The 11,133-nt window shown below is 67.9% G+C and carries 11 protein-coding genes, 2 tRNA genes and 1 pseudogene; 8 read left to right on the top strand and 6 right to left on the bottom strand.

Features of this window, described 5'->3' with window-relative positions:
* Positions 1-37: 37 nt before the first annotated feature.
* The 3 genes from ACFQ7F_RS19665 to ACFQ7F_RS19655 all read right to left on the bottom strand — a co-directional run bounded on the left by ACFQ7F_RS19665 (position 38) and on the right by ACFQ7F_RS19655 (position 728).
* A tRNA-Gly gene (locus ACFQ7F_RS19665) sits at positions 38-113 on the bottom strand.
* 79 nt (positions 114-192) lie between these two features.
* Positions 193-264 (bottom strand) — tRNA-Gly (locus ACFQ7F_RS19660).
* Between the two features lie 146 nt (positions 265-410).
* A complete protein-coding gene (locus ACFQ7F_RS19655) occupies positions 411-728 on the bottom strand; it encodes an Lsr2 family protein (RefSeq protein ID WP_383271997.1) in 318 nt (105 codons plus the stop codon).
* Positions 729-1,073: 345 nt separating this feature from the next.
* Between ACFQ7F_RS19655 and purS the strand changes: the two genes are divergently transcribed.
* The 3 genes from purS to purL are packed head-to-tail and all read left to right on the top strand — an operon-like array spanning position 1,074 to position 4,266.
* Positions 1,074-1,325 carry a phosphoribosylformylglycinamidine synthase subunit PurS gene (gene purS / locus ACFQ7F_RS19650; RefSeq protein WP_135332092.1) on the top strand — a complete coding sequence of 84 codons (252 nt, stop codon included), beginning with the start codon at positions 1,074-1,076 and terminating at the stop codon, positions 1,323-1,325.
* On the top strand, positions 1,322-2,002 hold the full coding sequence (purQ, locus tag ACFQ7F_RS19645) for a phosphoribosylformylglycinamidine synthase subunit PurQ (RefSeq protein WP_383271994.1): 681 nt from the start codon (positions 1,322-1,324) through the stop codon (positions 2,000-2,002). Before purS ends, purQ begins: the two co-directional genes overlap by 4 nt.
* Entirely contained in the window at positions 2,002-4,266 is a 2,265-nt protein-coding gene (gene purL / locus ACFQ7F_RS19640; RefSeq protein ID WP_383271992.1) for a phosphoribosylformylglycinamidine synthase subunit PurL, read from the top strand. Before purQ ends, purL begins: the two co-directional genes overlap by 1 nt.
* 75 nt (positions 4,267-4,341) lie before the next feature.
* Here the strand turns inward: purL and ACFQ7F_RS19635 are convergent, their stop codons facing one another.
* On the bottom strand, positions 4,342-4,938 hold the full coding sequence (locus ACFQ7F_RS19635) for a Uma2 family endonuclease (RefSeq protein ID WP_383271990.1): 597 nt from the start codon (positions 4,936-4,938) through the stop codon (positions 4,342-4,344).
* 217 nt (positions 4,939-5,155) lie between these two features.
* Here ACFQ7F_RS19635 and ACFQ7F_RS19630 point away from each other — a divergent pair.
* The 4 genes and pseudogenes from ACFQ7F_RS19630 to ACFQ7F_RS19615 all read left to right on the top strand — a co-directional run.
* A pseudogene (locus ACFQ7F_RS19630) lies at positions 5,156-5,401 on the top strand (M23 family metallopeptidase); the annotation flags it as partial.
* A gap of 5 nt (positions 5,402-5,406) precedes the next feature.
* The gene (locus tag ACFQ7F_RS19625) at positions 5,407-6,045 is read left to right on the top strand and encodes a TetR/AcrR family transcriptional regulator (protein WP_383271988.1); all 639 of its coding nucleotides are present in this window, start codon (positions 5,407-5,409) and stop codon (positions 6,043-6,045) included.
* 9 nt (positions 6,046-6,054) lie between these two features.
* Positions 6,055-6,849, top strand: coding sequence for a sterol carrier family protein (locus ACFQ7F_RS19620; RefSeq protein ID WP_383271986.1), 795 nt, complete (start codon positions 6,055-6,057; stop codon positions 6,847-6,849).
* A gap of 60 nt (positions 6,850-6,909) precedes the next feature.
* Entirely contained in the window at positions 6,910-7,734 is an 825-nt protein-coding gene (locus ACFQ7F_RS19615) for an META domain-containing protein (protein WP_383271984.1), read from the top strand.
* A gap of 51 nt (positions 7,735-7,785) precedes the next feature.
* On the opposite strand, the gene ACFQ7F_RS19610 is transcribed toward ACFQ7F_RS19615, so the two are convergent.
* Together ACFQ7F_RS19610 and ACFQ7F_RS19605 are read right to left on the bottom strand one after the other, a co-directional pair.
* Entirely contained in the window at positions 7,786-9,225 is a 1,440-nt protein-coding gene (locus tag ACFQ7F_RS19610) for a sulfatase (RefSeq protein ID WP_383271982.1), read from the bottom strand.
* A gap of 88 nt (positions 9,226-9,313) precedes the next feature.
* Positions 9,314-9,415, bottom strand: a complete 102-nt coding sequence (locus ACFQ7F_RS19605; protein WP_383271980.1) for a putative leader peptide — start codon at positions 9,413-9,415, stop codon at positions 9,314-9,316.
* Positions 9,416-9,590: 175 nt separating this feature from the next.
* Here ACFQ7F_RS19605 and purF point away from each other — a divergent pair, with 175 nt between their 5' ends.
* Positions 9,591-11,117, top strand: coding sequence for an amidophosphoribosyltransferase (gene purF / locus ACFQ7F_RS19600; protein ID WP_383271978.1), 1,527 nt, complete (start codon positions 9,591-9,593; stop codon positions 11,115-11,117).
* Positions 11,118-11,133: the final 16 nt, after the last annotated feature.

The following is an 11,133-nucleotide window of genomic DNA, read 5'->3' as shown; positions in this document are numbered from 1 at the left end:
AGAAGGCCCCGGTCGCGATGACCGGGGCCTTCTTCGATGGAGCGAACGACGAGGTTCGAACTCGCGACCTCAACCTTGGCAAGGTTGCGCTCTACCAACTGAGCTACGTTCGCATTGCCTCCGACCAGCTCTCACTGATCGGCGCGAGCACCAGCCTACCGCACTCGAAAGAGTGCCTGATCGGCGATGCAGAGCGGGTGACAGGAATTGCACACTGCGCCTTCCCCCTGGAAGGGGGATGTTCTACTACTGAACTACACCCGCAAGACTCCGTGAGGTTCGGGCCTTTCGGCCTTGCCCCTCGGCGTGTTCCAAACTCTAGCCGACCGGCGGGGGTGCAGGTCAAGTCGGTTGCCGAGGGGCCCTCCTGGCAAGGTGCCGGCGAGGCGCCGGCCAGGCGTCGGCCGAGGTCAGTTCGCGGCCTCGAAGGCCTCGTAGACCTTCTTCGGGATGCGGCCGCGCGGCGGCACGTCCATCTGGTGCGAGCGGGCCCAGGCGCGGACGGCCGCCGGGTTCGCGGCCACCGTCGTGTGCTTGAAGGCCTTGCCGGACTTCGACTGCTTGCGGGCCGCGTCCAGGAACGGGGCAAGTGCCTTGCGCAGTTTCTTGGCATTGGTTTGATTGAGGTCGATCTCGTACGACTTGCCGTCAAGACCGAAGGCGATCGTCTCCGCCGCATCCCCGCCGTCGATGTCGTCAGAGAGAGTGACCACGACACGCTGCGCCACGAATATCGGTCCCTTCGTGCGGCTCTACCGCGTTGACGTGCGGTGATGCCGACTGTCCGGCTGTTATGGGCACTGTAATGTGCAAAGCATCGGCTAATGCCATTTCCTTTGTACAGTGCCTGGCATTGCATTGTGAAGCCCGACTAAATCCCCCCGCGTGTCCGGACGCAATGGTGAAGCGTGATCTTTTCCGGGATTTTTCGCGAAGGTGCCCTGTTCGATACGTGAGTATGAGCAGGAACGTGACCGTCCTCACGTAGGTTTCTACGAATCTACGCGAGTAGAATTTTTGTGCGGGTAGTCTGAAGGGACCGCTCAGCCAGCACCACAACACCGGGAGTGCCAGTGGCACGCGTCGTAGTCGACGTCATGCTCAAGCCGGAGATCCTCGACCCCCAGGGCCAGGCGGTGCAGCGTGCACTTCCGCGCCTCGGTTTCAAGGGGATCGCCGACGTACGTCAGGGAAAGCGCTTCGAACTCGAGGTGGACGGGCCCGTCGATGACGCCGCCCTCGCCCGTATCCACGAGATGGCGGAAACCTTCCTCGCCAACACCGTGATCGAAGACTTCTTCGTAAAGGTGGAGGAAGAGAAGTGACTGCTCGAATCGGAGTCGTCACTTTCCCCGGAACCCTCGACGACCGCGACACCCAGCGCGCCGTCCGCGTCGCCGGCGCCGAAGCCGTGCCGCTCTGGCACCGGGACAAGGACCTGAAGCAGGTCGACGCCGTGGTGCTTCCCGGCGGATTCTCGTACGGCGACTATCTGCGGGCCGGGGCCATTTCACGGTTTTCGCCCGTCATGGAGTCGGTCATCGAGCAGGCGAAGGCCGGGATGCCGATTCTCGGTATCTGCAACGGCTTCCAGGTGCTCACCGAGTCGCACCTGCTGCCCGGCGCGATGCTGAAGAACAACCACCTGCACTTCATCTGCCGCGACCAGAAGCTGCGCGTGGAGACGGCCGACACCGCCTGGACCGCCGATTACGAGGCCGGTCAGGAGATCTCCGTACCGCTGAAGAACATCGACGGCCGGTACGTCGCCGATGAGCGCACCCTGGACATGCTCGAGGCCGAGGGGCGGGTCGTCTTCCGCTACCTCGACGTGAATCCCAACGGCTCGCTGCGCGACATCGCCGGTGTCTCGAACGCCGCGGGCAACGTCGTGGGCCTCATGCCGCACCCCGAGCACGCCGTCGAGCCGCTGGTCGGGACCGGTGGCACCGACGGCCTGGGATTCTTCACCTCGATCCTGAAGAAGCTGGTCAACGTCTGATGACTCTGGACACCGTCAAGCACGCCGCCGAGACCCCCGAGGTCAAGCTGCCCTGGGCCGAACTGGGCCTGAAGGAAGACGAGTACGCCCGCGTACGCGAGATCCTGGGCCGCCGTCCCACCGGCGCCGAGCTCGCCATGTACTCCGTCATGTGGTCCGAGCACTGTTCGTACAAGAGCAGCAAGGTCCACCTGCGCCAGTTCGGCGAGAAGGCCCCCGAGGCTGACACACCGGGAGGGGGCGCCATGCTCGTCGGCATCGGCGAGAACGCCGGTGTCGTCGACGTCGGCAACGGTTACGCGGTCACCTTCAAGGTCGAGTCGCACAACCACCCCTCGTACGTCGAGCCCTACCAGGGCGCGGCCACCGGTGTCGGCGGCATCGTCCGCGACATCATCGCGATGGGCGCGCGCCCGGTCGCGGTCGTGGACCCGCTGCGGATGGGCGCCGCCGACCACCCCGACACGAAGCGTGTCCTGCCGGGTGTCGTCGCGGGCATCGGCGGCTACGGCAACTGCCTGGGCCTGCCGAACATCGGCGGCGAGCTCGTCTTCGACGCCTGCTACCAGGGCAACCCGCTCGTCAACGCCGGTGCCATCGGCGTCATGCGGCACGAGGACATCCACCTCGCCAAGGCGAGCGGCCCCGGCAACAAGGTCATCCTCTACGGGGCCCGGACCGGCGGCGACGGCATCGGCGGCGCCTCGATCCTGGCGAGTGAGACCTTCGACGACACGAAGCCGTCGAAGCGTCCGGCCGTGCAGGTCGGCGACCCCTTCCAGGAGAAGCTCCTCATCGAGTGCACCCTGGAGGCCTTCGCCGAGAAGCTGGTCGTCGGCATCCAGGACCTGGGCGCCGCCGGACTCTCCTGCGCGACCTCGGAGCTGGCGTCGAACGGCTCCGGCGGTATGCGCGTCGAGCTCGACGACGTACCGCTTCGCGACTCCACGCTCACTCCCGAGGAAATCCTCATGAGTGAGTCGCAGGAGCGTATGTGCGCGGTCGTCGAGCCGGAGAAGGTCGAGCGCTTCCTCGCGATCTGCGAGAAGTGGGACGTCATCGCCACCGTCGTCGGTGAGGTCACCGACGGCGACCGGCTTGAGATCTTCTGGCACGGCGAGAAGATCGTCGACCTCGACCCGCGCACCGTCGCCCACGACGGCCCGGTCTACGAGCGGCCCTACGCACGGCCGAAGTGGCAGGACGCCCTCCAGGCGGACGACGCCAACAAGCTGGCACGGCCTGCGACTTCGCAGGAGCTGCGCGACCAGGTTCTCGCGGTCGTCGCATCCCCGAACCAGGCCTCCAAGGCGTGGGTGACGGATCAGTACGACCGTTTCGTGCAGGGCAACACGGTGCTCGCGCAGCCCGAGGACTCCGGCATGGTCCGCATCGACGAGGAGACCGGCCTCGGTGTCGCCCTCGCCAACGACGGCAACGGCCGCTACTCGAAGCTCGACCCGTACGCCGGTGCGCAGCTCGCCCTCTCGGAGGCGTACCGCAACGTCGCCGCGACCGGCGCCAAGCCGCTCGCCGTGTCGGACTGCCTGAACTTCGGTTCGCCCGAGGACCCGGACGTCATGTGGCAGTTCGCCGAGACCACCCGTGGCCTCGCCGACGCCTGCCAGATCCTGGGCACCCCGGTGACCGGCGGCAACGTGTCCCTCTACAACCAGACCGGTGAGGCGGCGATCCACCCGACGCCCGTCGTCTCCGTCCTCGGTGTGATCGACGACGTCGCACGGCGCACACCGATCGCCTTCGCCGAAGAGGGCCAGCTGCTCTACCTCCTCGGTGACACCACCGAGGAGTTCGGCGGCTCGGCCTGGTCGCAGGTCGTCCACGACCACCTCGGCGGGCTTCCCCCGAAGGTCGACCTGGAGCGCGAGCGGCTGCTCGCCGAGATCCTGATCTCGGGATCGCGCGACGGCATGATCGACGCGGCGCACGACCTCTCCGACGGCGGCTTCGCGCAGGCCGTCGCCGAGTCCTGCCTCCGCGGCGGGAAGGGCGCGCGCCTGGTCGTCCCGGACGGCCTTGACGCGTTCACCCTGCTCTTCAGTGAGTCGGCAGGGCGGGCGGTCGTCTCCGTCCCCCGCTCCGAGGAGCTGCGCTTCACCGACATGTGCGGGGCGCGCGGTCTTCCCGCGACGCGGATCGGTGTGGTCGACGGCGACGCGGTGGAACTGCAGGGCGAGTTCACGCTGACGCTGACCGAGATCCGTGAGGCGCACGAGGGGACCCTTCCGGGGCTCTTCGCCTGAGCGGCTGGTTCGTACGACGCCGAAGGCCCCGCCCGACGATCTGAAGTCGGGCGGGGCCTTCGGTGTCGGCGTCGGTCAGCGGAGGAAGTCGAGGAGTTCTGCGGTGTCGAGCTTGAAGCCGACCGGGTCCGGCAGGTCCACGGCGGATCCCAGTCGCAGCTCGTGGACATCGGTGTAGGCGCCGGTCTCGGCGTCGGGACCGCTGTGGACCACCAGCTTGCCGAACTCGCGGTCGATGAGCAGGTACACCGGGATCCCGGCCGCCGCGTAGGCGGCGGGCTTCTCCTCACGGTCCCGACGGTGCGTGTCGGTGTCGTACGAGGTGACCTCGACCGTCATGAGCACACCACTGGCGTCGGCCCAGTCGCGGCGGCCCTTGAAATATCCCTTCGGCGCCAGCGAGCTGTCCGGGCGCGCACGGCCCTTGCGGTACGTCTGGATCGTCAGCCCGTGCTCCGCGCTGTAAAGGCGCAGGTCCGGCCGGTGCTGCATGCACTGCTCCTGTAGCCACGTCACGATTTCGACGTGATCCCCGTCCGGCACGTGCTTGACCCCGATCCGTCCGTTGACGAACTCCAGCCTGACGCCCTCAAGCTGCTTTTCGGCGAGGCGGGAGAGCTCCTCGAACTCCTCCACCGACATCTGAGACGTGTGCTCGGCCATGGCTGTCATGTTGCACTCCTCCCTCGGCAACGGCCAGTGTTGTCCGCTGCCCAGCAGGGCGGGGGTGTTCGGGGATCGTTCACCCGTATGAGGGGGTTCACGCACCACGTCTGTACGTCAGTGCGCATTCGCCGTCCGGTTCCAGTACCTGCTGGTGCTGTACGTCGTCGGCCAAGTGATCTCCGGGTTCCGCGATGAACGGCCCCGTCGACAAGGTGCCGAGCCAGCCGTGTACGCCCATGTCCAGCAGGGTTCGCTCGCGGTCCGTGCCGGGGACAAGGTCGCGGCAGGGCAGGTCATGGCCCGCTGCGGCAACTCCGGCAACTCCACTGAACCCCACGTGCACTTCCAGCTGATGGACGGCCCCGACCTGGACACCGCACGGGGCGTGCCGTTCCGCTGGAGCGGCGTCGGGGTGCCCGCGGGCGGCGAGACGTTCACGGTGGGGGAAGAAGTCGTCCCGGTACCGTGACCTGCATGACTGACGAGCTGGGGCTGCGTGCGCGCAAGAAGAAGCAGACGGCCTCACGGATCTGGCGGGCAGCGGTGGATCTCTGCTCGGAGCGGGGCTTCGACCACGTCTCCGTGGCGGAGATCGCCGAGGCCGCCGAGGTGTCGAAGATGACCGTCTTCAACTACTTCGGCACCAAGGAAGGCATCATCGTCAGCCCGATGGAGGAGCACGTCGGCGACGCGGCCCGCGCCGTGCGTGAGCGGCAGCCGGGGGAGTCCGCGGTCGCCGCGATGCGCGGGCAGTTCCTGGAGCAGATCGCCGGGCGCGACCCTTCGATCGGCCTCAGCGGCGACCCGAGCGCCCTCAAGGTGCGCCAGCTCATCGGCGACACACCGACCCTCGCGCACCGCATGGTGAGCTTCCACATGAGCAGCGTCCAGCTCCTCACGAACGCGCTCGCCGAGGAGACGGGCGACACGCTCCTCGCACGCGTCGCCGCCTCGCAGCTGCTCGGCGCCCGCAACGCGCTCATCATGGAGAACCACCGGCGCACGCTCGACGGTGACCCGATGGACGAGATCGCCAAGGACTGCGTGGCGGCCACCGAGCGCGTCTTCGGCCAGGTCGAAAAGGGTCTCCAGGGGTACCCCGGGAAGAATTAGGCTCGGCCCATGCCACCGGCCAAGAAGCGCACGCGTTCGTACGACTCCGCCAAGATCCGCACCGCGGTGCTCGCCCAGTTCGGGAACGTACGAGAAGCGGTCGGCACGCTGGAGCCCGAGCAGCTGGCCCTGCCGACACGGCTCGGCGGCTGGACCGTCCGCGAGCTGGCCGCGCACCTCACGATGGCGCTCGGCGGCGCCACCCGCTTCCTCGCCATGCCGGAGCCGCCGGCGCGCGAAGTGGCCCTGCTCGACTGGCCGTTCGCGACCGCTTCGGCCGCGGGGCAGGTGGACGATGCGGTGCGGGCGTTCGCCGCGCAGGAGGATCTCGGCGAGCTGTACTCGCGCACGCTCGCCGGTTTCGAGGAGGCGCTGCCCGACGTCACGGCCGGCCGGCTCATGCCCACCCGGTTCGGCGCGATGACCCTCGACGACTTCCTGGTCACCCGCACGGTCGAACTCATCGTCCACACCGACGACTTGAACGACGCGGTGCCGGGTCTGGATGTTCCGTACGACCGTCAGGCCCTGGCCGCCTGCACCCGGCTGCTCGCCGACGCCCTCGCGGTGAAGGCCCCCGGCGGCGCAGTCGAGGTCCGGATCCCGCCGTTCGCCGTGGTCCAGTGTGTGGAAGGCCCCCGGCACACCCGCGGCACCCCGCCGAACGTCGTCGAGACCGATCCGCTCACCTGGATCCGCCTCGCGACCGGGCGCAGCGACTGGAAGACGGCGCTCGACGGGGCGAAGGTCAGCGCGAGCGGGGAGCGGGCAGATCTTGCGGCGCTGCTGCCGGTCATGAGCTAGCCAGGGCCTGCTCGACAGGGCGAGGGGAACCAGATCACCCACTTGTCCCGTCACAGCTGCATGCGCAATCAACGACTGACTCCGACCGTCATGGCCCTGGCCGCCGCGGGACTGCTCACCGCGTGCGGTACGCAAACCGGCTCGGGCAGTGGCTCTGACGGCGGGTCCGTCGGGTCCGAACCGGCCATCACCGGCGTCCACTGGAACGTCGAAAGCCTCACCGTGAACGGCAAGAAACAGCAGGCCCCGAGCGGCGCCCACGTCAAGATCGACGACAAGGGCAAGGCCGAGGGCAACTACGGCTGCAACGGCTTCTCCGCGGATGTGTCGCTGGACGGCGAGACCGTCGACTTCGCCAACGCCATCTCCACCAAGAGGGCCTGCGACAAGCAGGACTTCGAGGAGACCTTCAAGTCCGCCATCGCCAAGGGCGACCTGAAGGCCGCGGTCGACGGTGACAAGCTGACGCTCACCACCGACAAGGGAGACCGCGTGGCCCTCACCTCGGAGCCGGACGTCCCGCTGACGGGCACCAAGTGGAACGTGAACGCCATCGGCGACGGCAAGGTCTCGGCGTCCCTGCCGAAGGAAGTGGACGGCAAGGCCCATCTGACCTTCGGCAAGGACGGCACCGTCCGCGGCAAGCTCGGCTGCAACAACGTCACCGCCAAGGCCGAGGTGAAGGGCGACAGCATCACCCTGGGCGCTCCCCGGAGTACCCGGATGATGTGCCAGGGAGCCGCGGCCGACACCGAGAAGAAGCTCCTCAAGCTCTTCGACGGCAAGGTGAGTTACAAGCTGACCCACCAGGGGCTCTCGCTCACCGCCGCCGACGGCACGGTCGTCAGCGCGAACGCCGATCTGAAGCAGGAGAAGCAGAAGTAGCGGTGGGCCAGGCGGCCAGGCGGTTCAGGCGGTCAGGAGAGGCCAGGCGGTTCAGGCAGCCGGATACGGCAGCAGCCCCTTGTCCGTCTTCTCCCACGCCGCCTTCAGCTCCGCGAGCCGCTTCGGCTCGTCCGCGGCAGGGTCGGCCTGCTCCCGCTGATCCGCGGCGAGGTTGAAGAGCTGGTCGTCGCCGCCCTTGCCCCGGTAGTACTTCCACTCCCCGCGCCGCAGCGCACGCTCCCCGCGCACCCGCCAGAACAGCTCACGCTCCGCGAGCTTCTCGCCCTTCAGGAGATAGGGCGCGAGGCTGGTCCCGTCGAGCTTGTACGCGGGGCTCGGCCGGGCCCCGCCGATCTCGAGGAGCGTCGCCGTCCAGTCCGGGGTGAACACGGGCTCATGGCTGACCTGCCCGCCGTCGAGCCGCGCGGGCCAGCGCACGATGGTCGGCACGCGGATGCCGCCCTCCTGGAGCGAGGCCTTGTTGCCCGAAAGCGGCCAGTTGTACGAGAAACGCTCGCCGCCGTTGTCGGAGGCGAAGAAGACCAGGGTGTCCTTCTCCTGACCGGACTTCTTCAGGGCCGCAAGGACCTCACCGACCGACCGGTCCAGGTCCTGCACCAGCTCCGTGTACTTCTCCACGGAGCCGCCGTCCTGATGCCAGAGCGCACCCTTCTCGCCCGCCTTGATCCTCCGTACGATCTCGGCGCTCTCTTCCGTGTCCCCGTCGGCTATCCACGGCCAGTGCGGGGTGGTGAAGTTGAGGTTGAGCAGCCAGGGCTTGTCCCCGTGGTCCCGCCGGACGTACTCACTGGCCCGCTCGGTCAGGATGCGCGTGTAGTAGCGCAGGTCCTTGTACTCCGCGTCGCCCTCCCGGACGTCCCCTTCGTAGAGGTCGTACTCACCGCCGAGCCCCAGCTTCGAGTAGTACTCCAGGGCCCCGCCGAAGTTCCCGAAGAACTCGTCCCAGCCCGACTTGGTGGGCGAGTACTCCGGCAGGTAGCCGCAGTGCCACTTGCCGATGAGCGCGGTCGCGTACCCGGCGTCCTTCAGCAGCGAGGCCAGCGTGGGATGCGTCGGCTCAAGGCCCACGGACTTGTCCGCGATCGGCTCCGCGAGCCCGCCCTTCGTACGGCCGGGGAAGCGCCCGGTGTAGAGGCTGAAGCGGGTGGGCGAGCAGGTCGCGGAGCCGGAGTAGGCGTCGGTGAACCGCACGCCCTGGCGCGCGAGGCGGTCCAGGTTCGGGGTCTTGATGTGCGGCGCCCCGTAGGAGGAGAGGTCGGCCCAGCCCAGGTCGTCGCCGAGGATGAAGAGGATGTTCGGCCGCTTGGCGCTGCGGCGATGGGCGGCGCGGAAGGGCCGCTCCTGCGCCTCGGCGGCAGCGGGCAGACTCACCGCGGCTGCGGCACCGGCTCCCACAGCGCCCCCGAAGGCACGTCGGGACAGACGACGGGACAGAGCGGACTGGTCCTGGTCCTGGTCGTACGAAGACATGGCTGCGCTCCTGAAAGGGGCACGGCGCGGCTGAGGGCACGTACCCGAAGTCGGGAAAAGTGAGACGGAGAGTGAGCTCAGGCCGAGCTCAGGCAGCGTGGCGACAGATCGCGCTCGCGACACGGACCAGGTCTACGTGGCGGCGCTCCACAAGGATGACCGTGGGGTCGGCGAGGGGCTGCAGGGGCATGGACCAGGAGCTTCACGGGACCCGCCCGCCCCTGTCAACGCTCGCGCCCACCTGTTCACAAGCACGTCGTACTCCACGTGTGTACCGACGTACGCACCGGCACCGTCATTACGCTCCGTGCGGGGTCCGTATCCCCAATTCGGACCAGTGGTCGATCTCGCCTACACTCGATGTCGTGCCACGTGGTGACGGTCGACTCAATCATGATCTGCTCCCCGGCGAGAAAGGCCCCCAGGACGCTTGCGGCGTCTTCGGTGTCTGGGCTCCGGGTGAAGAGGTCGCCAAGCTCACTTACTTCGGGCTGTACGCCCTCCAGCATCGAGGCCAGGAGTCCGCGGGAATCGCGGTCAGCAACGGCTCCCAGATCCTTGTCTTCAAGGACATGGGGCTCGTTTCCCAGGTCTTTGACGAAACCTCTCTCAGCTCGCTCCGGGGTCATATCGCGGTCGGTCACGCCCGCTACTCGACCACCGGTGCTTCCGTCTGGGAGAACGCCCAGCCGACGTTCCGTGCCACCGCGCACGGCTCCATCGCGCTCGGGCACAACGGCAACCTCGTCAACACGGCCCAGCTCGCCGAGCTCGTCGCCGAACTGCCCAAGGAGAACGGCCGCGCGACCCAGGTCGCGGCGACCAACGACACCGACCTGGTGACGGCTCTCCTCGCGGGCCAGACGGACGACGACGGCAAGCCGCTGAGCATCGAAGACGCCGCCATGAAGGTCCTCCCGGACGTACAGGGCGCCTTCTCCCTCGTCTTCATGGACGAGGGCACGCTGTACGCGGCACGCGACCCGCAGGGCATCCGCCCGCTGGTGCTCGGCCGCCTGGAACGCGGCTGGGTCGTCGCGTCGGAGTCCGCGGCGCTCGACATCTGCGGCGCCAGCTACGTCCGCGAGGTCGAGCCCGGCGAGTTCATCGCGGTCGACGAGAACGGACTGCGAACGTCCCGATTCGCGGAAGCGAAGCCCAAGGGCTGTGTCTTCGAGTACGTCTATCTGGCGCGCCCCGACACCGACATCGCCGGCCGGAACGTCTACCTCTCGCGGGTCGAGATGGGGAGAAAACTCGCCGAGGAAGCTCCGGCCGAAGCCGACCTCGTCATAGCGACACCGGAGTCCGGAACGCCCGCCGCGGTCGGTTACGCGGAAGCCTCCGGCATCCCCTTCGGCGTCGGCCTCGTCAAGAACGCCTACGTCGGCCGGACCTTCATCCAGCCCTCGCAGACGATCCGCCAGCTCGGCATCCGTCTCAAGCTGAACCCCCTCAAGGAAGTCATCAAGGGCAAGCGTCTTGTCGTCGTCGACGACTCGATCGTGCGCGGCAACACCCAGCGCGCCCTGGTCAAGATGCTCCGCGAGGCCGGAGCCGCCGAGATCCACATCCGGATCTCGTCCCCGCCCGTGAAGTGGCCCTGCTTCTTCGGCATCGACTTCGCGACCCGCGCCGAGCTCATCGCCAACGGCATGACGATCGACGAGATCGCCAAGTCCATGGGCGCCGACTCGCTCTCTTACATCTCCATCGACGGCATGATCGAGGCCACGACCATCGACAAGCCGAACCTCTGCCGCGCCTGCTTCGACGGCGTGTACCCGATGGACCTTCCCGACCCCGAGCTGCTCGGCAAGCAGCTCCTGGAGACGGAGCTGGCCGCCGGACCGGCGTCCACGGCAGCGGCCGACGCGATCCGTCGCCCGTAAGCCCCGTAGTAACGAC

It is taken from the genome of Streptomyces sp. NPDC056486 (genome assembly GCF_042795295.1).
Classification (GTDB): Bacteria; Actinomycetota; Actinomycetes; order Streptomycetales; family Streptomycetaceae; genus Streptomyces.
The sequence above is the reverse complement of the archived record's forward strand: the minus strand, read 5'-3'. Positions and strand labels throughout refer to the sequence as shown.